Annotated in this window: 25 protein-coding genes and 1 pseudogene; 12 read left to right on the top strand and 14 right to left on the bottom strand. The window is 62.2% G+C overall.

Features of this window, described 5'->3' with window-relative positions; all coding sequences use genetic code 11:
- Positions 1–383 precede the first annotated feature (383 nt).
- Positions 384–1,754 carry an MFS transporter gene (locus ACPEE0_RS19805; protein WP_424575153.1) on the bottom strand — a complete coding sequence of 457 codons (1,371 nt, stop codon included), beginning with the start codon at positions 1,752–1,754 and terminating at the stop codon, positions 384–386.
- Positions 1,751–2,407, bottom strand: coding sequence for a flavin reductase family protein (locus tag ACPEE0_RS19800; protein ID WP_035752437.1), 657 nt, complete (start codon positions 2,405–2,407; stop codon positions 1,751–1,753). Before ACPEE0_RS19800 ends, ACPEE0_RS19805 begins: the two co-directional genes overlap by 4 nt.
- A 115-nt stretch (positions 2,408–2,522) precedes the next feature.
- Between ACPEE0_RS19800 and ACPEE0_RS19795 the strand changes: the two genes are divergently transcribed.
- Positions 2,523–3,185, top strand: a complete 663-nt coding sequence (locus ACPEE0_RS19795) for a GntR family transcriptional regulator (RefSeq protein ID WP_009357484.1) — start codon at positions 2,523–2,525, stop codon at positions 3,183–3,185.
- Positions 3,186–3,562: 377 nt separating this feature from the next.
- Here the strand turns inward: ACPEE0_RS19795 and ACPEE0_RS19790 are convergent, their stop codons facing one another.
- From ACPEE0_RS19790 to ACPEE0_RS19755, 8 genes are all read right to left on the bottom strand, one after another.
- Entirely contained in the window at positions 3,563–4,207 is a 645-nt protein-coding gene (locus tag ACPEE0_RS19790; protein ID WP_354176590.1) for a LysE family translocator, read from the bottom strand.
- 122 nt (positions 4,208–4,329) lie between these two features.
- Positions 4,330–5,436, bottom strand: coding sequence for an ATP-binding protein (locus tag ACPEE0_RS19785; protein WP_424575152.1), 1,107 nt, complete (start codon positions 5,434–5,436; stop codon positions 4,330–4,332).
- Between the two features lie 436 nt (positions 5,437–5,872).
- A complete protein-coding gene (locus tag ACPEE0_RS19780) occupies positions 5,873–6,907 on the bottom strand; it encodes a zinc-dependent alcohol dehydrogenase (protein ID WP_424575151.1) in 1,035 nt (344 codons plus the stop codon).
- 46 nt (positions 6,908–6,953) lie between these two features.
- The gene (locus tag ACPEE0_RS19775) at positions 6,954–7,727 is read right to left on the bottom strand and encodes a carbohydrate ABC transporter permease (protein ID WP_424575150.1); all 774 of its coding nucleotides are present in this window, start codon (positions 7,725–7,727) and stop codon (positions 6,954–6,956) included.
- 124 nt (positions 7,728–7,851) lie between these two features.
- Complete coding sequence (locus ACPEE0_RS19770; RefSeq protein WP_424575149.1) at positions 7,852–8,673, bottom strand: carbohydrate ABC transporter permease; 822 nt, start codon at positions 8,671–8,673, stop codon at positions 7,852–7,854.
- Between the two features lie 237 nt (positions 8,674–8,910).
- The gene (locus ACPEE0_RS19765; RefSeq protein ID WP_424575148.1) at positions 8,911–9,150 is read right to left on the bottom strand and encodes a hypothetical protein; all 240 of its coding nucleotides are present in this window, start codon (positions 9,148–9,150) and stop codon (positions 8,911–8,913) included.
- Positions 9,147–9,803, bottom strand: a complete 657-nt coding sequence (locus ACPEE0_RS19760) for a hypothetical protein (RefSeq protein WP_424575147.1) — start codon at positions 9,801–9,803, stop codon at positions 9,147–9,149. Before ACPEE0_RS19760 ends, ACPEE0_RS19765 begins: the two co-directional genes overlap by 4 nt.
- 79 nt (positions 9,804–9,882) lie before the next feature.
- Positions 9,883–10,506 carry an AAA family ATPase gene (locus ACPEE0_RS19755; RefSeq protein WP_424575146.1) on the bottom strand — a complete coding sequence of 208 codons (624 nt, stop codon included), beginning with the start codon at positions 10,504–10,506 and terminating at the stop codon, positions 9,883–9,885.
- A gap of 179 nt (positions 10,507–10,685) precedes the next feature.
- On the opposite strand from ACPEE0_RS19755, the gene ACPEE0_RS19750 reads away from it, so the two are divergent.
- From ACPEE0_RS19750 to ACPEE0_RS19735, 4 genes and pseudogenes are all read left to right on the top strand, one after another.
- A complete protein-coding gene (locus tag ACPEE0_RS19750) occupies positions 10,686–11,333 on the top strand; it encodes an ABC transporter substrate-binding protein (RefSeq protein ID WP_424575145.1) in 648 nt (215 codons plus the stop codon).
- On the top strand, positions 11,327–12,040 hold the full coding sequence (locus ACPEE0_RS19745; protein ID WP_424575144.1) for an extracellular solute-binding protein: 714 nt from the start codon (positions 11,327–11,329) through the stop codon (positions 12,038–12,040). The genes ACPEE0_RS19750 and ACPEE0_RS19745 overlap by 7 nt, the downstream gene beginning before the upstream one ends.
- A gap of 187 nt (positions 12,041–12,227) precedes the next feature.
- Complete coding sequence (locus ACPEE0_RS19740) at positions 12,228–13,220, top strand: LacI family DNA-binding transcriptional regulator (RefSeq protein WP_424575143.1); 993 nt, start codon at positions 12,228–12,230, stop codon at positions 13,218–13,220.
- Positions 13,221–13,356: 136 nt separating this feature from the next.
- A pseudogene (locus ACPEE0_RS19735) lies at positions 13,357–14,048 on the top strand (SDR family oxidoreductase); the annotation flags it as partial.
- 102 nt (positions 14,049–14,150) lie between these two features.
- Here ACPEE0_RS19735 and ACPEE0_RS19730 read toward each other — a convergent pair.
- Positions 14,151–15,203, bottom strand: a complete 1,053-nt coding sequence (locus ACPEE0_RS19730; protein ID WP_424575315.1) for a LacI family DNA-binding transcriptional regulator — start codon at positions 15,201–15,203, stop codon at positions 14,151–14,153.
- A 345-nt stretch (positions 15,204–15,548) separates the two neighbouring features.
- Here ACPEE0_RS19730 and ACPEE0_RS19725 point away from each other — a divergent pair, with 345 nt between their 5' ends.
- From ACPEE0_RS19725 to ACPEE0_RS19695, 7 genes are all read left to right on the top strand, one after another.
- Positions 15,549–16,250 (top strand): nucleoside/nucleotide kinase family protein, encoded by a 702-nt coding sequence (locus ACPEE0_RS19725; protein ID WP_424575142.1) that lies wholly within the window; start codon positions 15,549–15,551, stop codon positions 16,248–16,250.
- Positions 16,251–16,347: 97 nt separating this feature from the next.
- The gene (locus ACPEE0_RS19720) at positions 16,348–17,112 is read left to right on the top strand and encodes an ATP-binding cassette domain-containing protein (RefSeq protein WP_424575141.1); all 765 of its coding nucleotides are present in this window, start codon (positions 16,348–16,350) and stop codon (positions 17,110–17,112) included.
- Positions 17,109–18,194 carry an ABC transporter permease gene (locus tag ACPEE0_RS19715; protein WP_424575140.1) on the top strand — a complete coding sequence of 362 codons (1,086 nt, stop codon included), beginning with the start codon at positions 17,109–17,111 and terminating at the stop codon, positions 18,192–18,194. The genes ACPEE0_RS19720 and ACPEE0_RS19715 overlap by 4 nt, the downstream gene beginning before the upstream one ends.
- A 46-nt stretch (positions 18,195–18,240) precedes the next feature.
- Positions 18,241–19,218 carry an ABC transporter substrate-binding protein gene (locus tag ACPEE0_RS19710; RefSeq protein WP_424575139.1) on the top strand — a complete coding sequence of 326 codons (978 nt, stop codon included), beginning with the start codon at positions 18,241–18,243 and terminating at the stop codon, positions 19,216–19,218.
- A gap of 77 nt (positions 19,219–19,295) precedes the next feature.
- Complete coding sequence (locus ACPEE0_RS19705; RefSeq protein ID WP_424575138.1) at positions 19,296–20,795, top strand: mannitol dehydrogenase family protein; 1,500 nt, start codon at positions 19,296–19,298, stop codon at positions 20,793–20,795.
- Positions 20,792–21,919: a transaldolase gene (tal, locus tag ACPEE0_RS19700; protein ID WP_424575137.1), complete on the top strand. Its 1,128-nt coding sequence runs from the start codon at positions 20,792–20,794 to the stop codon at positions 21,917–21,919. The genes ACPEE0_RS19705 and tal overlap by 4 nt, the downstream gene beginning before the upstream one ends.
- A 53-nt stretch (positions 21,920–21,972) precedes the next feature.
- Positions 21,973–22,701 (top strand): SDR family oxidoreductase, encoded by a 729-nt coding sequence (locus tag ACPEE0_RS19695; protein WP_424575136.1) that lies wholly within the window; start codon positions 21,973–21,975, stop codon positions 22,699–22,701.
- Positions 22,702–23,132: 431 nt separating this feature from the next.
- Here ACPEE0_RS19695 and ACPEE0_RS19690 read toward each other — a convergent pair whose 3' ends face one another.
- The 3 genes from ACPEE0_RS19690 to ACPEE0_RS19680 are packed head-to-tail and all read right to left on the bottom strand — an operon-like array spanning position 23,133 to position 25,182.
- Entirely contained in the window at positions 23,133–23,435 is a 303-nt protein-coding gene (locus ACPEE0_RS19690; protein WP_424575135.1) for a hypothetical protein, read from the bottom strand.
- On the bottom strand, positions 23,432–24,139 hold the full coding sequence (locus ACPEE0_RS19685) for an HAD-IA family hydrolase (protein WP_424575134.1): 708 nt from the start codon (positions 24,137–24,139) through the stop codon (positions 23,432–23,434). Before ACPEE0_RS19685 ends, ACPEE0_RS19690 begins: the two co-directional genes overlap by 4 nt.
- Positions 24,130–25,182, bottom strand: a complete 1,053-nt coding sequence (locus ACPEE0_RS19680) for a LacI family DNA-binding transcriptional regulator (protein ID WP_424575314.1) — start codon at positions 25,180–25,182, stop codon at positions 24,130–24,132. Before ACPEE0_RS19680 ends, ACPEE0_RS19685 begins: the two co-directional genes overlap by 10 nt.
- Between the last annotated feature and the right edge of the window lie 178 nt (positions 25,183–25,360).

Below are 25,360 nucleotides of genomic sequence, written 5' to 3'. Positions count from 1 at the left end.
CGGGGAACAGGGCACCGTCATAGCTGGTTGGTACAAGGTCCTGTGTCATGGGGGGTGCCTCCTGCCAACGGCTGCCCCGGGAAGAGGCACACATGCGGTCAGGCTGGGGATCGGTTCGCTGCTTCATTGTGGTTCACCTGATTGTTTGACTTGTTGGCGGTAGCGGAACCAAGAGGGATGGCGGTCACAGCGGTTAGGGGAGATTGATCTGCCGCTGCGGAAGCGCCCGAATCGGGATCGGGAAGGTGGACCTCGAGGAGGCGTTGGGCCTGCAAACTCCGCCGCGCCCGAGTTTGGTGTCTTCCCAGGCGGAGCGTTTGGAGAGCGCTGGGGACGTCTGCACGTCCCCAGCGCTTTCCGGAAGGGCAGGTTTGGGGACTGTGTTATGCCCCACGGACGAGGCTGTTGTTTTTGGTTTCGCGCATGAGTAGGCCGGTGATCAGGGTGATGGCGGCGACTCCTACGAGGTAGAAGAGGAACCAGTCCTGGTGGCCTGCCTGGCCGAGGGCTGTGTTTACGTAGGGTGCGGTTCCGCCGAATATGGCTGTGGCGAAGGAAAGGGGGCCCGCGACTCCGGCGGCGCGGACTTTGGTGGGGAATACTTCTGCCCAGACTGCGCCGTTGACTCCGAAGAGCAGGGCCATGGCTGTCAGTGCTGCCAGCATGGCCAGGAGCAGGGTTCCGAAGGTCCCGTCGACGAGGTTGTAGATCGGAATGGTCAGCAGGACGAAAGCTGCGCCGAAGGCGATGACCAGGGGTTTGCGTCCGATGCGGTCTCCGAGCCACCCTGCGCCCAGGACGGCCCCGAGGAAGAATACCTGGGCGATGAGGCTGGCGACCAGTGCGCTGGAAGCATCCTGTTTGTAGTGGACTTGTGCGTAGGTAGGCATGTAGATCAGCCAGGTGTAGAACATGACTGAGCCGCCTGCTGACAGGCCGAAGACGATGAGGATTGAGCGCCAGTAGTGAAGCAGGCCGCGCTTTACCTGCCCGGCCGAACCTGATTGGCCGGGCAGGAGTGACTCGGCATCGGGGTCGTTTCCGTCGGAGTGCGAGGCTTTCTCGAATGCGTCGGTCTCGGTCAGCCGCCGGCGGAGGTAAAGGGCGTAGAGGCCGAGCACGCCACCAATGGCGAAGGCGATCCGCCAGCCCCAGGCTTTCATGTCGTCCGAGGGGAGGCTGGAGTTCAGGATCAGGCCGGTGATGGTGGCGAGTATGGTTCCGAGGACGACGCTGACCCAGGACGTGCTGCCGAAAAGTGCGCGTCGCCCCTTGGGGGCGCGTTCGACCAGGTAGGTCACGGAGGTGCCCATTTCGCCGCCGTGGGCCAGGCCTTGCAGGAGACGGGCGACGAGCAGGAGCACGGACGCCAGGACCCCAACGGAGCCGTAGGTTGGTGCGATGGCGATGGCGATGCTGCCGAAGGCTGTGAGCATCATGGCGACGGTCAAGCTCTTGCGGCGGCCGGCACGGTCGGCGTACGCGCCGAAGAGGAACCCGCCCAGGGGCCGGGTCACGAAGCCGACGGCGAACACGGCAAGTGTCGACAGCAGCGCGGAGGTGGGGTTGTCGGGCTGGAAGAACTGGACGGCGAAATAGGGGGCGAAGATCGAATAGATCGTCCAGTCGTACCATTCCAGGGTGTTGCCGAAGTTGACGGCGATGAGGTCCCTGAACCTTTTGCTCTTATCCGCTGCGGTGGTCTCAGGCAGCGGTCCCGCGGCCGCCCGGGTGGAGCTGCTGTGGTTGGTCATGCTGCCCGTCCTTCCAGACCCATCTGGGCGTCCTGGTCCGCTCCGGGCACGCGCATCTCAAATGTCTCGCGCACCACGGTGTAATCGAAGTATCCCAGACGGGCGATGGGCTCAATTTTTTTGATGTCCAGCCTGCCGTCAACCGTGATGACTTCATCATCGATGTGCACCGTTTCGACAGTGGCGAAGATGATATCGACCGTTCCGACCGCGGAGGCCCCGGGGATGCGGTGGGTGGAGTGGTACTTGCATTCGAACTTAACCGGGCTCTCCTGCACCATCGGGACCGGGAAGTTCTCTGCATAGGTGCGCGTCAGCCCCAGATGCTCGAATTCGCTTTCCTCAGGACCGAGGGCCATGGCGGACTTGTTCACAGCTTCACGCAACGGGTAGGTCGCCATGTTCCAGACGAACCAGCCGGTGCTCTCAGCATTAATGACTGTGTCTTTCCGGCGCCCGTCCGGGTATTGGTTGGCCGAAAACATCACCATCGGCGGGTCAAAGGTCAAGTTCTGCCACTGGCTGTAGGGCGCGATGTTCTCCACGCCGGTCGTGCTCACGCTGGAGAGCCAGCCGATGGGACGGGGGACAGTGCAGCTCTTGAAAGGGGAGTAAGGCAAGGGGCTGGGCTCGGTGGCCGGGTTGTACTTCACGACATTCTCCATGTGGTGGGGATCACTGCTACACCCTCAGCGTAGAGTATATATTCGGAATATATCAAGAGTATGCGCGTGCCTATTGTGTAGCCTGTAGGGGAAGGGGAGTGGGATGACGAAGGCTGACGACGCGTATTTATTGCTTGCCGAGATGATCGAGACCGGGCGGCTGGAACCGGGGACCTTCCATACAGAGGCCGGACTGGTGGAGGAGGTCGGGCTCGGACGGACGCCGCTGCGGGAAGCTCTCCAGCGTCTGGACCGGGACCATTTGGTCCGCATCAGGCCCGGCCGGGGGATCGAGATCCCGGCGAATTCGGTGGATGAACAACTCCGGCGGCTCGAAGTCCGCAGGGCCATGGAGGCTCTTGCGGTGGCGTTGGCATGTGAAAGGGCGACCACCGCCCAACTCGCCGGCATTGAGGCACTCACCGAGGAGCTGGCAGACATCCACGATCTGGAGGACTACGTTCGGGCCGTCCGGGCGACGCACCGCATACTTTGCGAAGCTGCACACAACGAGTACCTGGGTGATGCCATGACCCCGCTGCAGGGGCTGTCCAGGCGGTTCTGGCTGGCTCATGTTGTTGATGCCGCCGAAGAAGTGCGGGCAGGGAAGGGGATGCACCTGCAGCTGCTGCGGGCAATCCTGGCCCGGGACGCAGAAGCCGCCCAGCAGGCATCCATACAGCTCAATGATTACCTTGTCAGGTTTGCCCTAAGTGTTGCGACCCGCAACGCAAGGCTGGGACGCCTGGGGGCACCGCAGTACTAGCTGGTTGCGTTCCTGCCGGTCCATCCCTGCAGAGACGCGTCCGGTGATGTTCCGGGCACTCCTGGCGCTAGCCGTCCCGTCGGGTCTTCCCGCCTGAGGAGGATTGCTTCTGCAACAGTTGCTCGCACTGGGCGCCAGCGGAGCGCTCTACGAGTACGACTTCGGCGACAGCTGACTGCACCGGCTCGCGCTAGTGTCCCGGCGCCCTGTCGACGACGACAGTCCTCCGGCACGGCAGGGTCGAAGACCAGGACGACTTGCCGGCTAAGAAGAGATCAGGGGCACCGTGGCCAACCCCGCCGACCGAGGGGAAAATAGAGGGACTGTTCGCGGACATTCACGATGAGTTGTGAGTCTTTGAGGACAGCAAGGAAAAGCTAGTGGGCAGGGTCGAGGGCGAGTTTCACGCCGAAACCTACGAGGACAGATCCGGTGATGCTATCGATGATGCGAATGCTTCGGACGCCCTGGAGCCAGCGGGCGGCGTAGCCTGAACCGAAGATCAGCAATGTGAACCAAGCCATGGACAGCAGGCAGTGGACGCCGGCGAGCAGCACGCCTACCAGCAGTGGTGAGGTGCCCGCCGGTATGAATTGGGGAATGGTGGCGATGTAAAAGACACCCACCTTGGGGTTGAGCAGGTTCGTTCCGGTGCCGATCAGCCAGCCCTTGAACAAATCATTTCTTTCGGAGGTGACTCCAGCCGCTTCACCTGCCGGCCTGGCAGGGATTTTATCTTTTCGCATAGTCTTCCACAGGAAAGTCGCCCCCAGCCAGACCATGTATGCCGCTCCGGCGAGTGTGAGCACACGGTAGGCCAAGTCCGAAGCGGCCAGCAGCGCCGACACGCCGACTGCTGCGGCTACGCCCCAAATCATCGCGCCGGTGCTGATGCCCAGCGCCGTGGCAAAGGCGAAGCTTCGCGACTTGGAAATGGATGACCTCAGGACTAATGCCGTGTCCAAGCCGGGGACCAGTGTCAGAAGTCCGGCAACAAGCGCGAAGGAAAAAACAACGGTCATGAGAGTCACCGTTCAAGGATAGATGGGATTCTCGCAGCTACTTCTACTCCCGTGGTCTAACGCCGATAACGGATATTTTGTAAGGCTGGCTGGCCAGTTGAGGCAGTGCTGGATGGGCGGGGCTACGTGTCTCGGCGTTTGCGGAGGTATTCGCGAAGGCCTGGGATGGCGAAATCGACTTTGCCGTATGCGGGGGCCTCGATGAGTCCTGCGGCGATGAGCCGGGCCCGGTAGTTGGCCACGACGTTGCTTTTCGCGTTGAGCCGCTTGCCGATGTCCCCGGCGGCAACAGCACCATCGTCTTCGGCCATTGCGCGCAGGAAGTCCTTATCTTTCTCTGAGGCTGTGGAAAGAGCTGCTTCTATTACCGTCATTTCATGGCGGCGACTGGCTGCTGCGATGGCCTGTGTGACGTTTTCCGCTTCCAGGGTGAGGTGGTTGATCTCGGCTTGGCGCCAGAGCTGGTAGCCGATGAGCTGGATCAGGAAGGGGTAGCCCCCGGTCGCCTCAGCTGCGCGCCGGATTTGGTCTTTATGGATCCTGATTCCTGCCCGCCGGAACGTGTCCTCGTAGGAGCGTTCAACTTCGTTGATGGTCGCAGCATGCAGGTCGATCCGCTCTGCCCGGCGCAGGAAGGTGGCGACGCCTTCGTTGAGCAGGTCCGACACCGCTGCCGGAAGGCCGGCGAAAATCAGGCCTATCGGCAGCCCGTCGCGAATGAAGTGCTGGACGTCCGCGGCGAGCTGGGACAGTTCCGCCCGGTCAGCCGAGTGGATCTCATCAACGGTGAAAAGCAGCCCGGTCTTCTTCTCCCCGAGTACGTTGAGGAGTTGCTCGCCCAGCCGGCGCCAATCTACCTGCCGCTCGGGCGGCAGTTGCGTCGTTACCGTGAAGCCGGCCACGCCAAGGGCGGTGATTCGGCGGCTGGCAGGGCCGGGGCCGAGTTCCTCCAGATGAAGCCGCATCGTCTCGCCGATCCGGCCGAGGAAGCCGGGCGTAGCTGTTTCAGAGATGACGATCCAGCCTTGCTGGCGGGCTTTGTCTTGGGCCTCGCTGAGCAGCGCTGTCTTGCCGATGCCGCGGGCGCCGGTAATGATGGTCAGCAATCCTGGGGCGCCAGAACCAAGCCTAAGCCCGTACTCGAACTCATCGAGCATTCCCTGGCGTCCGATAAGTTCCGGGGGAGTGGCCCCCGCCGTGGGGCGGAAGGGATTGGGCAGCGGGAGCATTTGTGAGTCCTTGTGAGTCTTGTGAGTCCCTGTGAGTCTACTCCCTCAGAACAGTTGTTAGACCCCGGCTGTTCGCTATGACGGCATCGGCTGTGGCGGCGTCAGGATAGAACGAGGTCCTGTTTTATTGACAGCAGTTCATGGCCTTCTCAGATCTCACCCTGACAGCGGCTGGTAACGAATGCGGGTGGGGAAGCTTGAGAATGATCGGAAAGATCCATAAATTCCTACCTTAAGAGTCCGCTTGGGGCATTTGGTTGATGTGTCACCAATTGCGACCGGAGCGGGCACCGGAGAACGAGTGGGAGCTCCGTCCGTTGACCAAGTTCTCCCTCGTCAGGCCGTTATGACGTCAGGTTGGGGTGTACTCGAAGCCGACGTTAGAAGCCGCTGGGACACTTCCAGATGAAGACCGAACCACCTCAAATACGGGCTTCTAAGCTGGGGTGCGGGTGAGGACGACTTTGACTTCTTCTCCGGCGGCGGAGGCGCGGAAGGCCTCGGCGACGTTGTCGAAGGAGAACTGTGAGGTGATGAAGTCTTCCGCGGTGACGTTGCCGGCCTGGATGATTTTGATGGCTTCTTCGTAGTCTTCGGGCATGTAGGTGGCGCTGCCCTGGAGGCGTACCTGGAGGTCCTGCAGTTCCGGGAGCGCGACGGTGACCGGTTTGGCCGGGACGCCGACGACCATGACGGTTCCGCCCTTGGAGGCAAGTTTCACGGACAGGTCGATCGTGGACTGGATGGAGACGCAGTCAAAGACGACGTCGGCGCTCTCACCGAGTTCGGCGCGGACGGCCTCAATCAGGTCGGACCGGTCTGCTTCGAGTACGGCATCAGCGCCCAGGCGCAGCGCCCGTTCGCGCTTGCTCGGGAGCATGTCGGTGACCACGATCTTCCGGGCCCCGGCGTGACGGGCCGCTGCGAGGACCAACAGCCCGATCGTTCCGGCGCCGATGATGACCACAGCCTTCCCTTCGACTCCTCCGGAGAGCCGGACGGCGTGGACGGGGGTGGAGAGCGGTTCTATCAGTGCTGCCTGCAGGTCAGACATCCCCTCCGGTATGACGTGCACCCGGTTCGCGGGGATGGTGAAGAAATCAGCCATCCCGCCCTGGTCATAGCCGCATCCGAAGAAGCGCAGGTTTTCGCAGATATTGGACCGTCCCGTGGTGCACATCTTGCAGTTCCAGCACGGCAGCGTGGGTTCGACGGTGATGTGGTCCCCGACGCTGATGCCGTCCACGGCGTCGCCTACCTCCCGCACGACCCCGACCACTTCATGGCCCGGGTTGTACGGCAGAGGAACGAACGGGTGATGCCCCGCAGCGGCGTGCGTGTCCGAGCCGCAGACCCCCGTGACCGTCGTCTCGACAAGAATCTCATGGGCCTCCGGCGCGGGCTTCGGCACGTCAGTAAGGACAATCCCCTCCGGACGGACAACAACTCGTTTCATGGTTATGGCGTTCATTTCGCTGGTTTCCTGGGTTCTTCTGCTTACCGGAGCCGCGTGCTGTCTATTTGATAGCACCCATGGCCAGGCCTCGGACCAACTTCTTTTGTGCGGCCCATCCTGCGATGACGACCGGGAGCACTGCAAGGGTGGCCGCTGCTGAGAGTACGGCGAGGAATTGTCCGCGGCCGTCGATGAAACTGCCCAGGAAGGGTGGTGTTGTTCTTGCCACGGTCGATGTCAGGAGGCTGGCGAGGAAGTACTCGTTCCAGGCGAAGATGAAGCAGATCAATCCGGCCGCAGCGACTCCCGGGGCGACCATTGGCAGCACTACCCGGATCAGTTCTGTTCGGAAATTGGCCCCATCGATTTGTGCAGCTTCGATGATCTCCGTAGGAACCTCGCTGAGGAAGGAGCGCATCATCCACACGGCCAGGGGCAGGTTCATTCCTACGTAAAGCATGGACAGTGCAGAAATGTTGTCCAGCATGCCGAAGTTCTTCAGGAGCAGGTAAATCGGGATCACGGCGGCTGCAACGGGCATGAACTTCGTGGAAATCAGGAAGAACAGCGCGTCGGTCCATTTGCGGATTGGGCGCACGGACAGCCCGTAAGCGGCAGGGATCGCGAGGACCATCACGATAAGGGTGGAGATCAGGCTGGCACTGAGCGAATTCGTGAAGTAGGCCGCGAAACCGCGGTCAAAGACCTTTGCGAAATTTTCAAGAGTGAGCTCTGCAAAGAATGTCGGGGGAGTGGTTGCCGCGTCCCGTTCGGTTTTGAACGCCGTGAAAACCATCCAGGCGACGGGGAAGAGAACCCCACGGTCACCGCCCACGTCAGGAGAGTCAGCACTACGGAACCGATCTGACGCTTGATCGGAGCCGTCCGTCGTGGTGTGTGCCCGGTGGAGTGTGCGTGGGTGGCCGCTGGCGGACGAACCCGTGTTGAGGAAGAGCTCATTACCGTATTCCTTCCGACTTGAAGATTTTGAAGAGTGTCCGCAGCGCGATGGTGGCGACCACAATGGTCACCAATACGGAGAGGACGCCATAGGCTGCGGCTTCGCCTATCTCCAAACCGACGAATGCCCGCTCGTAGAGCAGGTAGGAAAGGGTCTTCGTGCCGCCGGTTCCGCGGGTCATGATGGCGATCGGGTCGAAGACCTGCAGCAGAAGAATTGCCCCCAAGAGGACGGAAAGTTCCACGTACTGCCTCAGGTGGGGCAGCGTGAGGGAGAAATAGGTCCGGATGGGGCCTGCGCCGTCAACGGCGGCGGCTTCGAGGATGTCGTTGGGTTGGCTCTGCAGGCCCGCTAGGAGGATGAGCATCATGAAGGGTGTGTACTGCCAGACGAGGACCATGATGATCGTTAGGACGGGGTAGTCGGTATTCCACGACACGGGTGGAATGCCGAACAGTGACAGACCCCAGTTGACCATGCCCACGTTCGAGTCCAGCATGGACCATTTCCAGATCAATGCAGCGGCCGCCGGCATCATGAGGAACGGGGTGATGAGCAGCGTGCGTGCCAGTCCCTGGCCCATGAACTTGCGGTCCAGAAGGAGGGCCAGCAGCATCCCCAGCACGAGTGAGATGAACACGCTTGCAGCGACGATCAGCACGGTGGCCCACAGGGATGAGAAGAAGGCACCGTTCGCGATCACGGAAACGTAGTTGTCGAAACCGACGAATTCCGCGTCTCCGGGGCGGAGGAGGTTCCACTTGCGGAACGAGTAGTAGACGGTGACCAGGAATGGGATCTGCGTGATCAGTATGGCCACGATAAGTGCTGGCCAGACTAGGGCGCGCGCCAGTCGCAGGCCCCTCTTGTCCCGGTCGGTTAGTACAATTTTCCGGCTTTTCTTCGTCGACGTAGCCGGCTTCACCATGGTGATGGACATGATCGTTTCTCTCTCAATGCGAGGATAGTGGGTTGCTGCACTGCAACGGGTGCGGTTGTGGTTCCCTGGCCCCGCCGGGGAACCACAACCGTTAGCTCATAGTGACCGGATCGATCACTATGCCTGCGTGCCGCCCAGCGCTGCTTCAAGTTCGCGCAGGCGGGGCAGTGAATTGGCGTTCAGCAGTTCCTGACGCCGGGTGGCAGAGACGGCGAGGCTGTCTTTCCAGAGGGAACGGCCGGCCATGGCTCCGCCTGCACCGTTGGCGACCGCGGTCTTGACCTGACCGATGAACGTGGCGTGGTCGACCCCAGCGGAAAGCACTGCCCACGGCACGCCGGCGGCGGCGGTGGTCACGGCTGCGCAGGCCTCGGCAGAACCGGGGAACTGCAGCTTGAGGACCTGGCCCCGCACTCGACGGACAGTTTCGCGGCACCGGCTACCAAGCCCGGGAAGGCGGCCGCGTAGTCGGCTTCAGACTCGCCCTCAAGACGGTAGGTCAGGATTTCGACGATGAGCAGAAGACCTTCGTCGGCGCAGGCCTTCACCAGATCCCGGATTTCGTCTGCGACCCTCGAGTCGGCGCCTTGCTTGTCGGGGCGCATGTACCAGAGCATCTTGGCCACGTCCCCGCCGAGGTCACGGACTCGGCGCGGTGACATCCCTTCAACGAAGCGGGTGTATTTGAGGCCGTCGACGGTTTCAAAACCGGATGCGTCCATCCCGATGACCAGGGAGGTCTCCCGGGCGAGGGTGCCGTCTTCAGCGACTCCCGGCAGGGCAACTTCCGGGTCAAGCAGGATGGCAGGGGCCGCGTTGCCCAGATAGCGTACGAGATCCGCCTTGGCGTCGTACAGCTGCTCGGGCGTGACCGATTCCGGGCCGTCCGGTGCGTCGTTCATGACGGCCTTCATCCCGTTGCGCTGGTCGGCGGCCACGATGAGCATCTTGCCGCTGGGAGTCGAAATCCCGCTCATTGCGCGGCGTTCGAGGGTGGTGAGTTCGTTCATGGGGCTTCTCCTGATGTTTAGAGCGTTCGGGTGGGAAATTTGTGTGGGGCTACTGGTTCGGGACGCTGCGGTCACGTGGCTAATGTGCGGGCGTGTTGGTCTGCGCTACGTACTTCCGTGCCATCGGTGAGTTGATTCGGGGCGAGAGGTCTGCGATGAACCGCTCGATTTGCTCCGACTGGTCAAGAAGTCCCTCGATACGGATGTGCTCGACACCTGGACGGCGCATCACGTCGGGGGAGAGGAAGGTTTCCGGCTCCTGGATCTTTTCCAGGTCACGGGCCGCACCTCGTTTCCGTACTCGGTCCACGATCTCCAGCAGCGGCGTGTCCATCCAGGCGAGATGGACGCTCGAGGTAGGAACGCCGAGCTTCTCCACGAGGCGGTTCCAGGCTTCGGGGTAGGTCCGCTCGGAGGTAAAGGGGGCTACCAGAATGACGTTGTTGCCCAGCAGCAGGTTTTCGCGGGCCGTGTCGTAGAGGCACCCGTAGCGCACATCGTTGACGCTCGCCCTGGCAGCCGGTTCGGCTTTGGGCACGTCGACGAGGTACTCCCCTCCGGCGTACTCGAACAGGGGATTGGTCAGAGTGTCCAGGTCGAGAATGGGCCACTTCAAGACGCGGGCCAACTCTCGGGCAAATGTGGTCTTGCCACTGCCGGGAACTCCACAGACCACGACGGCATCGGGGTCAAATTCAGTCACTTAGGTCATCCGTTCAATCTTGGTTTGGTCCGCCCAGCGACGATTTTTGGGCCAGAGCGGCGGTCAACATGACCAAATTATGGCATCGATGCCATCCGTGCAATAGAGCCATTGACATCGATGCCATTTTCCATCTAGCTTGAAGACCGTTCGCATTCGAAACAGGGAGGTTTCATCACATGCTTGGAAAAACATGGCTGCGGCCCAAACCCGCCGCAGCCGGCGCCGCTTTGCTTGGTTTGGTTGTTGCTCTCAGTGGTTGCTCGGGAGCCGGAGGCTCAGGTGGGACTGAAAAGGTCACCCTGAATCTGGCTACGGTCAGCAACCCACAGATGAAGGACATGGAGCAGCTCAAGAGCAAGTTTGAGGAGTCCCACCCGAACATCTCGGTCAACTTCATCCAGATGCAGGAGAACGACCTGCGTGATGCGGTGACGAAGGACGTGGCAACCCAGGGCGGCCAGTACGACATCGTTACCGTGGGCGCGTATGAAGTGCCGCTTTGGCAGAAGAACGGGTGGCTGACGAACCTGTCCGATTTTGCCAACAAGGATTCGTCCTACGATGTGAATGATTTCTTTGAGCCAGTTCGCACGTCAGTGTCGGTGGATGGAAAACTCTACGCGGCCCCGTTCTACGGTGAGTCTTCGATGCTGATGTACAACAAGTCGATGTTTGAAGCTGCCGGGCTGACCATGCCGGAGAAACCGACGTGGACCCAGGTCGCAGACTTGGCCAAGAAATTGAAAACCACCGATCACGCCGGCATCTGCCTTCGTGGCAAGCCAGGCTGGGTGAGGGTATTGCCTCGCTCAACACCGTGGTGAACACTTTCGGCGGAGCCTGGTTCGATAAGGACTGGAAGGCCCAGGTCAACCAGCAGGGCTTCAAGGACGCGCTGACCTTCTTCTCCACAACGCTGAAGGAGTCCGGTCAATCTGATCCCGTCTCGTACGGCTTCACCGAGTGCCTGAACCTTTTCACCCAGGGCAAGGCTGCGATGTGGTACGACGCAACCTCCGCTGCAGGAACGGTTGAGGATCCGAAGGCCAGCACGGTCGCCGGAAAGGTCGGCTACGTTCAGGCCCCCGTCGAAAAGACGGCCCAGTCGGGCTGGCTGTGGTCCTGGAACCTTGCCATCCCTTCCACGTCCAAAAAGCAGGATGCCGCCTGGGAATTCATGAAGTGGGCGACCAACAAGGACTACGGGAAGCTGGTAGGTTCCCAGCTTGGATGGAGCAGAGTTCCGCCCGGATCCCGTGTTTCCACCTACGAGATTCCCGAATACAAGCAGGCCGCGGCGGCCTTTGCTGACATCACGAAGGATTCGATGCTGGCGGTGAACCCGAAGCAACCGGGCATTACGGCGCAGCCATACGTGGGCATCCAGTACATCACCATCCCTGAGTGGCAGGACCTGGGCAACCAGTCATCCCAGGTATTTGCCGATGTATATGCCGGCCGAACGAGCGTGGATGCTGCCCTGCAACAGGTCCAGTCCCTGGCTCAGACGGCGGGGGACGCACAAAAGTAGCCCGAACGCGAAGGCTCGCGGGCCCCGGTCTGACAACCGTGGGCCCGCACGCCGGACATGTGCCGGCGCTGGCCTCAAGGCAACGGTCATAGCACTCTTCGGGTAAGCACATAGAGTTGATGCTGCAGATAATCGGCCTCGGGAGCCCCTCGCATCAGGCAGTGGCTCGGGGCAGGGGAGGCATTCAATGGTAACGATGCACGATGTGGCCGCTCACGCTGGCGTTAGTGCAAGCACCGTCTCACGTGTATTCCGGAACGAAGAGAGCGTCTCCAAGGCCACGCGAAAACGGGTCAATGACGCGATGGCCGCACTGAACTACGTGCCCAACATGATGGCCCGGACGTTCAGGGAGGGCAAGGCATCCCTTCTGGCCATTGCGGTACCCAGCATTGCCGACTCGTTCTTCGCTTCGGTCATAGAAGGTGCTGACTCGATCGCTAAGACCCACGGGCACGCGATTGCGGTAACCAGTTTGGGGGACGACCCTTCACGTGAGCGTCCAATCGTTGAGGCGCTCCTCCGCCGTCAGATCAGCAGCCTGGTTCTCGTACCCATCGCTTCGGACCAGTCCTACCTTTCGACTTGGTTGCCGCACACTCCCGTGGTGGTCATCGACCGTGAAGCAACCGGCGCGGATGTCGACGTGTTCCTTGAAGATGACCGTGGTGGCGCCATCATGGCCGTCGACCATCTTCTCCGGCTCGGACATCAACGCATCGCTTTCCTGGGTGCAGACGACGCCGTGGCAACCACCGCCCGACGGTTCGACGGCTACCGCCAGGCGATTCAGGATGCGGGCCTGTCTGTGGAGGACCAGCCGGTACTCTTCGCTGGCCCGTCGCACATCCAAGAAGGCATCGCCGGCATGTTGGGCGCCCAGGATCCGCCCACTGCCTTGTTTTCGTCCAACGCACGAACGTCCGTCGTCGTTGTCCGCGCCCTGCAGGCTTTGAAAGCCCGCGGGCTGGCCATGGTCAGCTTCGGCGACTTCCCGATGGCCGATGCCCTTGACCCGTCCGTATCCGTTATTGACCAGGACCCATTCCGTTTGGGGCAAGCTGCCGCCGAACGGGCACTAAACCGCGTCGCCGACCCAGAAGGATCTTTCGAGAACCTCACAGTCTTTGACGTCAATCTCATCCCGCGTGGCTCGTCCACGCCACCGTCCAGGGCGTGAGCATGAAGCTCCACGCATCCGGACCCGCAACAACCGACATTCTTACGGCGGCCTGAGACTCCCGGTGCTCAGAGCCCGGAACTGAAAGGACCCGCTGGTGACCCACGGACTGAATGGACGCTCGATCCTCGTAACAGGAGCCGGGGGAGGAATCGGCGGCCAGATTGTGGCCCAGCTGGTCCAGGCAGGGGCGGAGGTCATCGCCGCCGGACAATCGCCAGCAGAAATCGAGAAAGTCTGCCGCCTCCACAACATCCGGGGTATTGCCTTCGACGTCGCCGACGAAGACGGCGTCCGTGAGGCCCTCGGCGGGCTGGACCTCTGGGGCCTCGTCAATTGCGCAGGATATGGCGGCCAAGTCGCGCCGCTGACTTCTGCCAGCACCGACATGTTGACCGGGTCATGGCCGCCAACGCCCGCGGAACGCTGCTCACGACAAAATACGCAGCGCAATCAATGATTGAAGCCGGCCGGGGAGGGGCCATCGTGAACGTTTCCAGCCAGGCAGCACTGGTTGCCTTGGACGGTCACATCTCCTACGGCGCCTCCAAAGCAGCAGTCGACAGCATCACCCGCGTCGCAGCACTGGAACTCGGGCGGCACAACATCCGGGTCAACAGCGTCAATCCGACCGTCGTCATGACCAAAATGTCGGCATCCTACTGGGCCCGCCCGGAGATCGCGGACCCCTTCCTGGCAGCAATGCCACTGGGGCGCTGGGCCACAGAACCCGAAATCGCCGCCCCCGTTGTCTTCCTCCTGAGCGAAGGCGCCTCAATGATCACCGGCGTCTCCCTTCCCGTCGACGGCGGATACACGATCCGCTGACACGAGAGCGCAAAGGAGCGCCGACCGGGCCTCGGCATCCGACGCCGATCGGGCGCCCAAGGCTCCGCCAAGCCCGCTGCGCTCCGTTCTCGCGCCGTCTCTTTAAGGCGCCTCGCCCGAACCGCCCCGGACGACGGCCAAGGAACCGGGGCCATCCAACGGCACCGGAAACAGCTGCCCGCTCCGGCACGACTCCCGCTCGATCAGTTGGACCGGAAGAACATTCTTCCGCCGGTACCGTCGGGCGGGATTCGCGATCCTGGCGAACGCGCGTTCAGCAGCCACGCGGCCGACATGCTTCGGGTTCTGATCAATCACAGACACTGACGGCTGTAAGACAGCGGCCATGGGGAAGTCCCCGAAGCTGACCAACGCGATATCGGACCGGTTCACCGACCGAAGCGCCGGAAATACTCCCACGGAGAACCGCGAATTCGAAGAGAAGATCGCCGTCGGTGGATTCTGCAGGCCCAACAGGTCCAGCGAGGCCTGCGCTGCCGCATCAGCATTCCTGGAACCGAGAGCGATGATGGCCTCGTCCGTTTCGATGCCCTCTTGGGCATGGGCTGCCCGGTAACCCTCCAGACGCAGCCTGGTGGTCGGAATGTCCGTGGAGTCAGCCACGAAGGCGATGCGACGGTGCCCGTGTCCAATCAGATGCCGGGTCGCGTCGAAGCCTCCGCCAAAATCGTCCTCAACGAAATAGTCAGCACTCAGCTTCATGGGTGCCCGGTCGATAAAAACGATCGGCAAGTTGTCCTGCAAATGGGACAGGTAGGACTGGTCGGCGGCAATCGGTGCGATGATCAGTGCCCCCACCTGCTGGCGCAGGGTTGTCTCGATAATGCTTCGCTCCAGCGAGGGATCATCTCCGAGGCTGGTCACCACAATGGCCATGTCCCGCTCACGGGCAGCCATCTCGATTTCCTTGGCGACCGCAGCGAAGAACGGGTCGGCGACGTCGGGTACAGCGATGCCGATGACCGTTGGACGGCCCTGCCGGAAGGTGCGGGCCAGCATGTTGGGCACGTACTTGAGATCCTGGATGGCCGACTTTACGCGCCGCCGCGTCTCTTCCGTGACGTGTGGATCGTCATTGAAGACGCGCGAAACCGTCTTGGCGCTGACCCCCGCCCGTTTAGCCACATCATGCATGGTGGTCACCGGTCACCCCTTACCTTCAGCGGACGCGTCACGCTCTGACTGCCCGGGTTTTCAAGCCGTCACCACGCCGCTTCTGTCATCGGTGACATTCTTCTTTACAAGCCATCCTCCCGCATGATCTAGGGATTTTCAAGAAAATTATGTCACCGATGACAAGAAAAGTTCCGCTCCTTGTTGACACCGATGACATAGTGGCGCAAGATTGCTGTTAGTCAGGTCACAGGGACACCCCGGAGCAGGGGCCTGGACCAGAAACCTGCAGTTGATTTTGGCAACGCTTCAACGGTGTAGCAGTAGAGCTTCTTCACCGTGGCATGACCGACGGAGGAAAAAGTGATGAACACCGCCAAGGATGGGAATGCCGTTCCCGCCGAGGGTGCTGAGCCGATCAGCTGCACGATCGAGGAACTCATCGAGCGTGCCCGTAGCCTCGCGGAGGGTTCGCGGCGCATCCTGGGAATCACCGGCGCTCCCGGCGCGGGCAAGTCCACGGTCGCTGAAGCCGTTGCTGAAGCTTTGGGCGCACAGGCAGCACGCGTTGGCATGGACGCGTTCCACCTGGCCAACACGGTGCTGGCAGAGCACGGCTCCCGGGATCGCAAGGGAGCCCCTGACACTTTTGATTCCTGGGGCTATGCCAACCTGCTGCGCAGGCTCAAGGACAACGACGAACCCGTGGTTTACGCCCCGGTGTTCGACCGCAGCCTGGAGGAATCCATTGGCAGCGCAATCCCGGTTGAACGTGCTGTTCCCTTGGTCATCACCGAAGGAAACTACCTGCTTCTGGACACTGACGGGTGGGCCGCGTGCCGGGAGCTGATCGACGAGGTCTGGTATCTGGAAGTGGCCGAATCGGAGCGCCAGGTCAGACTCGTTCGACGCCACGAGGCCTTCGGCAAGCCGCACGACGAAGCCGAGGCCTGGGCTCTGGGCAGCGATCAGCGAAATGCCGACGTCGTCGATGCCACCCGCGAACGAGCGGACCTCGTGGTCGCGCTGACCGGCCATCCAAAGCCTGCCTCGTACGCCCAGGCCTGACAAAGAGGAAGTACCCAGTGACAACACAACGACGTGTCTCCGGCCAGCAGGCCGGGACCGAGACAACCGTCCCGTACCAGCTGACAGGTGTTACACCATGACAACAATCCCCGTTCTTGAAGCCCGCGGCCTGACCCGCAGTTTCGGCAACGTGCGCGCCCTCGACGGCGCTGACTTCGACGTCCACGCCGGCGAAGTCGTTGCCCTCATCGGCGACAACGGCGCCGGCAAGTCAACGCTCGTGAAGGCTTTGTCCGGAAACCTGGCCCTGGATTCCGGCAAGATTCTCTTTGCCGGCGGCGAAGTTGAGCTCACTTCACCCACCCACGCCAGCAGCCTCGGCATCGAAACCGTCTATCAGGACCTGGCTTTGGCGCCGCACCTGAACGCAGCCCAGAACATGTTCCTCGGCCGGGAGATCGCCAAACCGGGCTTCCAAGGCCGGCTCGGATTCATGGACAACAAGACGATGCGCACCAAGTCACGGGAGGCCTTCGACGAACTGGGTGCGACCGTTCGCAGCCTTTCGGATCCTGTTGGCAGCATGTCCGGTGGCCAGAAGCAGGCAATTGCCATCGCCCGCGCCGTGGCCTGGGCGAAGGGCGTGATCTTCCTGGACGAACCGACCGCCGCCCTGGGCGTCGTGCAGACCAAGAACGTCCTTGAAACAATCCGCCGGGTCCGGGACAAGGGCGTAGGCGTTGTCTTCATCAGCCACTCCATGCCGCACGTCATTGAAGTAGCTGACCGCGTCCAGGTCCTCCGGCTCGGGCGCCGTGTGGCCACCTATGAGGCAAAGAAAACATCCGTGGAAGAACTAGTCGGCGCGATGACCGGCGCACTTGATGGAGCACAATCATGACCACCACCGAAGCCACACCCCGCACGGCCGGGACAGGCAGTCTACTGTCCCGCACCCACTCCCTGCGTCAGATTCTGCAGGTCCAGTCATTCCAGATCCTCCTCGTCCTGCTGGTCATCTTCCTGATCTTCTCGGCCCTGGCACCGGAGATCTTCCCGACCTGGGGAAACGTCCGCCAGATCATCCAGAACGTCTCCATCCTCGGTGTTCTCGGAATCGGCATGACCTTCGTCATTGTCACCTCCGGCATCGACCTCTCCGTCGGATCGGTTCTGGTCTTCTCAGGTGTCGTTGCAGCCAAGGTCATGCAGGCCATGGGCGGCGGCGGGTGGGGGACCGCAGTGGTCGGGATCCTGGTGTCCATCGCCTGCGGCCTCGCTTGGGGACTCCTTAATGGTGTCCTGATCGCCAAGGCCAAGGTCCCGCCGCTGATTGTCACGCTGGGTACTCTGGGCGGTGCACTCGGGCTGGCCCAAGTCATCACCGGCGGCGTGGACATCCGCGATGTGCCTGCTGTTCTGCAGGACACCATCGGCTACGGCAACGTTCCCGGGACCACGCTGCCCACGATCTCCGTGATCGCGATGGTCCTGATCGTGATCTTCGGCGTGGTGCTCCACCGGACCCGATTCGGGCTTTACACGTTCGCCGTTGGCTCCAACGAGGAATCCGCCCGGCGTGTGGGCGTCAAAGTCGACCGCCAGCTGATTTCCATCTACGCCCTTTCCGGCGCACTGGCAGGCACGGCCGGCATCCTGTCGCTCTCCCAGTACGGCACGACCGCCATCGCCGGCCAGTCGGCCACCAACCTGAACGTCATCGCCGCCGTCGTTATCGGCGGAACGTCCCTCTTCGGCGGTGTCGGCACGATCTTCGGAACTGTCATCGGCCTGTTCATCCCCGCGGTGCTGCAGAACGGATTCGTCATCGTCGGCGTGCAGCCCTTCTGGCAGCAGGTCGCCGTCGGCGCGGTCCTCGTCGCCGCGGTATACGTGGACCAGCGGCGGCGGGCAGCAGCGGCAAGAGGCCACGCCCCCAAGAAAGAAGGCGCCAAGAAATTCTTCGGCCGGCGACCCAAATAATCCGCTCCGTACCGATCAGACACCCCAGCATTTGAGGAGCTACACCATGAAACTAGTGACTCCGAAGGTCACTCTGGCCGCGGCCGGCATCCTCGCCGTGGCATCGCTTACCGCCTGCGCTGGCAGCTCCACGGGCGGCTCGGGAAGTTCCCAGCCCAAGCTGGCGTTCATCCAGGGCGTCGCCGGTGACGAGTTCTACGTCAGCATGCAGTGCGGCATCGAATCGGCGGCCAAGGCCGCGGGAGCGACGGTAAACACCCAGGGACCGGCCAAGTTCGACCCCACACTGCAGAAACCCATCGTTGACTCGGTCGTTGCTTCGCGTCCGGATGCCATTCTCGTCGCACCCACCGACGTGGCGGCGATGCAGGCGCCGCTGAAGGCGGCCGCGGCCGCGGGCATCAAGATCGTGCTGGTTGATACGACGACCCAGGACCCCTCGTTTGCCTCCTCCGCGGTTTCCTCCGATAACAAGGGCGGCGGGCTCGAGGCCTTCAAGGCCATCAAGGCCCTGAACCCGAACGGCGGCAAAGTTCTGGTGATCTCCACCGATCCCGGTGTATCGACTATCGACGCCCGTGTCGCCGGCTTCGAAGAAGGCGCCAAGGCTGATTCGTCCTTCCAATACCTGGGTGTCCAGTACAGCCACAACGACCCGGCTGAAGCCTCCAAACTCGTCTCCGCGGCACTGGCCAAGGACCCGGACATCGTGGGCGTCTTCGCTCCGAACACGTTCTCGGCCGAAGGGACAGCTACAGGCATCCGACAGGCAGGCAAGCAGAACCAGGTCAAGATCGTAGGCTTCGACGCCGGACCCGCACAGGTCAAGCAGCTCAAGGAAGGCGTGGTGCAGGCGCTGATCGCCCAGGAACCGGCATCGATCGGAACCCAGGGTGTTGAGCAGGCCATCAAAGCCATCAAGGGCGAATCCACCGAGAAGGAAATTCAGACGGGCTTCAAGCAGATCACCGCGGACAACATTAGCGGTGAAGGCGCCCAGTATGTCTACAAGTCCTCCTGCTAACAAGTTCCGGTGCTGTTGAGGTTCCCCAATACCTCAACAGCACCGGTCCCACACCTCCGACCCGAAGAGAAAAGATCATGACGTCCCTGAACGAAACGGTTCTGCCTGCGCTGGCCGACAAGCTCCCCATCCCCACCTATGACCGGAGTGCGGTCAGGACCGGCATCGTCCATTTCGGCGTCGGAGGATTCCACCGCTCCCACGAAGCGATGTTCATCGACAGGCTCCTGAACCTGGGCCATTCCCGGGACTGGGGGATCTGCGGCGTCGGTGTCCTGCCATCTGACACGCACATGCGCGATGTCCTCAAAGCCCAGGACGGCCTGTACACCCTGGTCCTGAAAAGCCCCGAAGGCGGCGAAGACGGCAGGATCATCGGGTCCATCACCGAATACCTCTACGCCCCCGACGACGCGTCAGCGGTCATCGGCAAGCTCGCTGATCCTGCGACCCGCATCGTTTCCTTGTCCGTCACCGAGGGCGGATACAGCATCAACGACGCCACCGGGGAATTCGAACCCCGCGCCCTGGACATCGTCCACGACTTGAAGCCCAACACCGTTCCCTACTCGGTCTTTGGCCTCATCACCGCTGCCCTCGTACAACGGCGTGAACAGGGCACGGCCCCATTCACCGTTATGTCCTGCGACAACATCCAGGGCAATGGCAACATTGCACGCAAGGCTCTGGTGTCCTTCGCCCGACTGAAGGACCCCAAACTTGCCGATTGGATCAGTGACAACGTAGCTTTCCCCAACTCCATGGTGGACCGCATCACCCCTGTCACCACCGATGCCGACCGCGCAGCGGTCAGGGAAAACTACGGCTTCGCAGACGCCTGGCCCGTCGTCGCCGAGCCTTTCGAACAATGGGTCCTGGAAGACACCTTCACGACCGGACGCCCGCCATTGGAAGAGGTCGGCGTACAGATCGTGGACGACGTCGAACCCTACGAGCTGATGAAACTCCGCCTGCTCAACGCCAGCCACCAGGTCATGAGTTACCTCGGCTACCTTGCAGGACACCGGTACGTCCACGAAGTCTGCACCGACCCGCTGTTCACCGACTTCATCCTCGGATTCATGGAGCAGGAAGCGACGCCAACGCTTCGCCCCGTCCCGGGCATCGACCTGAACGCGTACCGGCACGAACTCATCCACCGCTTCTCCAACCCCGCCATCAGGGACACCCTCGCCCGCCAAATGGTCGACGCCTCCGAACGCATCCCCAAATTCGTCCTCCCGGTTGTCCGTGAACAGCTCGAACTCGGTGGCCCCGTTGACCGGGCAGCCCTCGTCGTCGCGGCCTGGGCACGTTTCCTGGAAGGCACGGACGAGCAGGGCGAATCCATCGAGATCGCCGACAGGCGCCTGGGCGAACTCCGCGAAGCCGTCCGGGCGGAACAGGAAAATCCCGCAGCCTTCCTCGGCCTGACCGACATCTTCGGCGACCTGGGCAGCAACGCCCGTTTCGTCAGCGCGTACCTGCAGGCGCGGGAGGCCCTTCAACAGGCCGGCGCGCGCGCCGCTGTCCGGGACTTCACCGACAACTCCACTCTTGCTAGGAGAACACCATGACCATCTCACCCACAGCGGCCCTCTCACGCGAGGGTGTGAGCATCTGGCTCGATGACCTGTCCCGTCTGCTCATCGACTCAGGCGACCTGCAGCAGCTGATCCATGACCGCAATGTGGTCGGTGTGACCACCAACCCGACGATCTTCGCTGCCGCGCTTTCCAAAGCGCACGCCTACGAAGATCAGCTCCGTCAGCTCGCCGACGCCGGAACGGCACCGGTAGACGCGATCTTCGACCTGACCACCGAAGATGTCCGCCGTGCAGCAGACCTGCTGGCACCGGTCTACGAGGCCAGCGGAGGCTTCGACGGCAGGGTCTCCCTCGAGGTCGAACCCCGGCTCGCCTACGACACCGCGGGCACCACTGCGGAGGCGGAGAAGCTGTGGGCCGCGATCGACCGGCCCAACGCCATGGTCAAAATCCCGGCCACCAATGAGGGACTGGAATCGATCACCGAATCGATCGCCGCCGGCATCAGCATCAACGTCACCCTCATCTTCAGTCTGGACCGGTACCGCAAGGTCATCGACGCCTACCTCTCCGGTCTTGAGCGGGCCCAGCTGGCCGGCATCGGGCTCTCAAACATCCACTCCGTCGCCTCCTTCTTCGTCTCCCGTGTGGATGCGGAAGTCGATAAGCAGCTCGATCTCATCGGAGGTGACATGGCAGCCGCGCTCAAAAGCAAGGCCGGCATCGCCAATGCGCGGCTGGCCTACGAAATCTACGAGCAGGCCTTCACCTCCGAACGGGCACAGCGTCTCCTCGAAGCCGGGGCCAACCCGCAGCGCCCCCTGTGGGCATCGACGGGAGTCAAGGACCCCGCTGTGCCCGACACCGCCTACGTTGTCGAGCTCGTCGCCAACCGGGTCGTGAACACCATGCCGCACAAGACGCTCGACGCCGTCCACGACCACGGTGAGTTCCGCGGAGACACCGTCACCGGAGCCTACGCGGACGCCAGGAAAACCCTCGAGGACCTTCACACCCTCGGCGTCAGCTACCAGGAAGTGACAGCAAAGCTCGAGCTGGAAGGCGTCCAGAAGTTCAACGCCTCCTGGGACGAGCTCGTCGACACAGTCACCACCGCCCTCGAAGGCAGCCGGACGGTCCAGGCAAAAGCCTGACGTTCCTTGCCCCACAGTTTCCACACCTTTAAGAACAAACAGAAAGTACGATCATGACTGATTTCAACGGCCGCACCATTCTCGTCACCGGAGCCAGCGGGGGCATCGGAGCCGCCACCGTCAGGCACCTCACAGCTGCCGGGGCAAAGGTCATCGCCAGCGCCCGCACGCTCGAATCACTGACCGAACTCTGCGACGAAACCGGCGCTCAGCCCCTGACCTTCGACCTGACCTCAGAGCAAAGCATCAAGGATGCACTTGAAGGCCTGGACCTGTGGGGCGTCGTCAACTGCGGTGGATACGGTGGCGAAATCGCGACCCCGCAGGACACCGACATCGACGTTTTTGACAAAGTCATCAGCATCAACGCACGCGGTGCCCTCCTGGTCATCAAGCACGCCGTTCCGGCCATGATCCGCCAGGGCAACGGCGGCGCCATCGTCAACGTTTCCAGCCAGGCAAGCCTGGTGGCGTTGACGGGTCACATCTCCTACGGATCCTCCAAGGCCGCCCTGGATAACATCACCCGCGTGTCGGCGCTGGAACTGGGCAAGCACAACATCCGCGTCAACAGTGTCAACCCCACTGTCGTCATGACCCCGATGTCCGCCTGGTACTGGGGCAGGGAAGACATTCAGGGCCCCTTCCTGGAACAGATGCCCCTGGGCCGCTGGGCGACCGTCGATGACATTGCCGCACCCATCGCCTTCCTGCTCAGCGACGCCGCTTCCATGATCACCGGTGTTTCCCTGCCCATCGACGGCGGCTACAGCAGCCGCTAGCCGCCCCCTCTCCATGCCCCACGGCACGGACACCTAATGGCCCACTGCCCGGTCCGCTGAGTACAGCGCACCGGGCAGTGTCATATCACCAGTGAACAGGAGAAAGCAGATGAAACGGGCGCAGTGCCTCGTGGACGGACAGGACTGGGATGCTGAGGAGTTCAGTCAGCAGGACGTCCAGTGGCAGCAACCTCGGCGTAAATCCTTCGTCTGCCTGGCGTGCAACGGCCCGGCCGTTTACCGCGCAGGCCCCCGGCGAAAACCGTCGTTCGCAGCACATCACGCCGCAGACTGCGTCCTCAAGGCACTCCCGAGCTGGAGCGCCTTCAAGTTTCTCGAATAGAAACCATCCGGTAGCAGGCGGCCGGGCTGCATCCCCCTGGGGCAACAGGTGTGTTCCACCGAGGCATGGTCCCCCGCGTGGACTCAGGTTATTTTGCGCCGTCGGAAATCACGGGGCAACGCGGGCCCGTGGGGTGAAGGCCAATACCGTCACTGGAGAACAGCATTGCGCGGCCCCGCCCGCCGTCCATCCAAAGCCATACGATGGAACCATCGGGCATGACCGCATCCACGACGCCGAATTCGACCGGAAATCCCGCGCGAACAACTTCGACTCGATCGCCACCAATGAGGTCGCTCCACCCGTTGAGAAGGTCCTGGCGGTTGCCGTCGCCACCTTCGGCCCCGGAGACGGCGCCGATCCTGTCGGTGCCGGGCGTCAGCCCGGTCATACGGAATGGCCTTGCAAAGAGGCTGTTGCAACGAGCTGCAGATTGCCGCCCACACTTTGGAACTCCAAGCCCTCAAGCGTGTCCACCACCGCGTCGGCCAGCAGGTCATCGGCCTGGTGGGTTCCTGTGACGGCGAGTACGCGGCAACCCGCAGCCCGGGCCGCCGCGATCCCGGCAGGAGCATCTTCGACGACCAGGCATCGTGAAGGATGGACGCCCAGGCCGGCTGCGGCCTTGAGGAAGGCGTCCGGGGCCGGCTTCCCGGCGCTGACATCGTCGTAGGAAACGACTAGCTGGGGTGCCTGCAGGCCGGCTGCCTTGATCCGCACGCTGGCCAGGGTCGCCGTGCAGGACGTGGCAATGGCAGCTCTGCCGACCGGTATGGAAGACAGCATGGTTTGCGCTCCAGGCAAGGGAGCGATGTCCTCCGTGTCCTGGTGTTCCAGCTCAAGGACGCGTCGGAGGGATTCCGAAAACCGCTCGGTCCCGACCAGGGCCAGTACGATCTCCGGGGCGGGCATGCCGTGCATGTGGTCCCTGAAGCCCGGGTCCAGGTTCTCTTCGGCGGCCCAGGTCAGCCAAGAACGGACGACGGCGGGCGTGGAATCAACGAGGGTGCCGTCGAGGTCGAAGAGGACCGCATCAAAGGTGAGGCCAAGAAGCCCGTCGACGCCTGAGGGAGGCATGGCTTGCGTTAGAGGCATGGTTGAGGGCTCCTGTTTCTCCTAGGCTGACACGCGGAGAATCTCCTGCTCAGCTGGTGTGGGGGTGCTGCAGCCGCATGATTCACGCCGCACGAGGGTGACAGGCAGGACGTTGCGGCGGCGCAGCTTGCGGGTCGGGCTGCTGAGGCGAGCAAAGAGGCGCTCCGCCGCAACCCGTCCCAGGTTCTGGGGTTTTGGTCGATGACCGATACGGACGGGCGGAGCACGTCTGCCATCGGAAAATCTCCGAAGCTGATCAATGCGACATCGGTCCTCTTCGCAGCCTGCAGGGCGGGGAAGACTCCGATGGAAAACCGTGCGTTCGAGGAAAAGATCGCGGTGGGCGGGTTGTCCATCTTGAGAAGATCCACGCACGCACCCGCTGCAATATCGGGATCCCGTGCGCCCAGTGCTATCAGGTCCTCATCGATGGTGAGACCGGCCGCTTCAAGGGCGGATTTATACCCTTCCAGGCGCAGGCGTGTCGTCGGGATGGCCGTGGAGTCACCAATGAACGCGATCCTTCGATGGCCGTGACCCAGAAGATGCTCCGTTGCCTCACTGGCCCCTCCCAGGTCATCTTCGACGAAGGAGTCTGCAGAGACCTTGTTGGGTGCGCGGTCGACAAAGACAACCGGCAGATTTGCCTGCCAGCGGCTTAAATAGGACTGGTCATGGGCGATCGGGGCGATCACGAGCGCGCTGATCTGGCGCCGGACGGTCATCTCCACAATCCCTTGTTCCAAAGCCGCATCATCGCCCAGGCTCGTGACGACAATGGACATGTCCTGTTCCCTGGCGGCGGTCTCGATCTCCTTAATCAGCGCGGCGAAGAACGGGTCGGCGATGTCCGGGACGGCGATGCCAATGACCGGAGCGCGTCCTTCCCGAAAAGTACGGGCCATCATGTTCGGCACATAGTTCAGCTGCTTCATCGCTGACCGAACTTTTTCCCGCAACGCATCAGTAACGTGCGGGTCGTCGTTGAACACCCTGGAAACCGTCTTTGCGCTGGTCCCGGCCAGATCCGCTACATCCTGCATTGTTGTCACTGGTGTGTCTCATTTCCCATCGAGAGGAAGACCCTTCTGCGCAGTCGAGTCATCCTGGCGTCGATGACTGCTCAGTCATCAAACCGGTCCTGAGCCGGCTCCGATTATCCTTTCAGAAGGACGGACCGACCACGGGACATGAACGGTTGGCAGCCGCCTTGGATCACCC

This window comes from Arthrobacter sp. SD76 (assembly GCF_049726125.1).
GTDB lineage: Bacteria > Actinomycetota > Actinomycetes > Actinomycetales > Micrococcaceae > Arthrobacter > Arthrobacter nitrophenolicus.
This window is presented reverse-complemented; position numbering and strand designations above follow the sequence as displayed.

Excerpts from the sequence above, each read along its gene's own strand:
- ACPEE0_RS19805 (WP_424575153.1), bottom strand. The coding sequence starts at position 1,754 with ATGACCAACCACAGCAGCTCCACCCGGGCGGCCGCGGGACCGCTGCCT.
- ACPEE0_RS19795 (WP_009357484.1), top strand. The coding sequence starts at position 2,523 with ATGACGAAGGCTGACGACGCGTATTTATTGCTTGCCGAGATGATCGAG.
- ACPEE0_RS19790 (WP_354176590.1), bottom strand. The coding sequence starts at position 4,207 with ATGACCGTTGTTTTTTCCTTCGCGCTTGTTGCCGGACTTCTGACACTG.
- ACPEE0_RS19785 (WP_424575152.1), bottom strand. The coding sequence starts at position 5,436 with ATGCTCCCGCTGCCCAATCCCTTCCGCCCCACGGCGGGGGCCACTCCC.
- ACPEE0_RS19780 (WP_424575151.1), bottom strand. The coding sequence starts at position 6,907 with ATGAACGCCATAACCATGAAACGAGTTGTTGTCCGTCCGGAGGGGATT.
- ACPEE0_RS19760 (WP_424575147.1), bottom strand. The coding sequence starts at position 9,803 with ATGAACGAACTCACCACCCTCGAACGCCGCGCAATGAGCGGGATTTCG.
- ACPEE0_RS19750 (WP_424575145.1), top strand. The coding sequence starts at position 10,686 with ATGCTTGGAAAAACATGGCTGCGGCCCAAACCCGCCGCAGCCGGCGCC.
- ACPEE0_RS19740 (WP_424575143.1), top strand. The coding sequence starts at position 12,228 with ATGGTAACGATGCACGATGTGGCCGCTCACGCTGGCGTTAGTGCAAGC.
- ACPEE0_RS19730 (WP_424575315.1), bottom strand. The coding sequence starts at position 15,203 with ATGCATGATGTGGCTAAACGGGCGGGGGTCAGCGCCAAGACGGTTTCG.
- ACPEE0_RS19725 (WP_424575142.1), top strand. The coding sequence starts at position 15,549 with ATGAACACCGCCAAGGATGGGAATGCCGTTCCCGCCGAGGGTGCTGAG.
- ACPEE0_RS19720 (WP_424575141.1), top strand. The coding sequence starts at position 16,348 with ATGACAACAATCCCCGTTCTTGAAGCCCGCGGCCTGACCCGCAGTTTC.
- ACPEE0_RS19715 (WP_424575140.1), top strand. The coding sequence starts at position 17,109 with ATGACCACCACCGAAGCCACACCCCGCACGGCCGGGACAGGCAGTCTA.
- ACPEE0_RS19710 (WP_424575139.1), top strand. The coding sequence starts at position 18,241 with ATGAAACTAGTGACTCCGAAGGTCACTCTGGCCGCGGCCGGCATCCTC.
- ACPEE0_RS19705 (WP_424575138.1), top strand. The coding sequence starts at position 19,296 with ATGACGTCCCTGAACGAAACGGTTCTGCCTGCGCTGGCCGACAAGCTC.
- tal (WP_424575137.1), top strand. The coding sequence starts at position 20,792 with ATGACCATCTCACCCACAGCGGCCCTCTCACGCGAGGGTGTGAGCATC.
- ACPEE0_RS19695 (WP_424575136.1), top strand. The coding sequence starts at position 21,973 with ATGACTGATTTCAACGGCCGCACCATTCTCGTCACCGGAGCCAGCGGG.
- ACPEE0_RS19690 (WP_424575135.1), bottom strand. The coding sequence starts at position 23,435 with ATGACCGGGCTGACGCCCGGCACCGACAGGATCGGCGCCGTCTCCGGG.
- ACPEE0_RS19685 (WP_424575134.1), bottom strand. The coding sequence starts at position 24,139 with ATGCCTCTAACGCAAGCCATGCCTCCCTCAGGCGTCGACGGGCTTCTT.
- ACPEE0_RS19680 (WP_424575314.1), bottom strand. The coding sequence starts at position 25,182 with ATGCAGGATGTAGCGGATCTGGCCGGGACCAGCGCAAAGACGGTTTCC.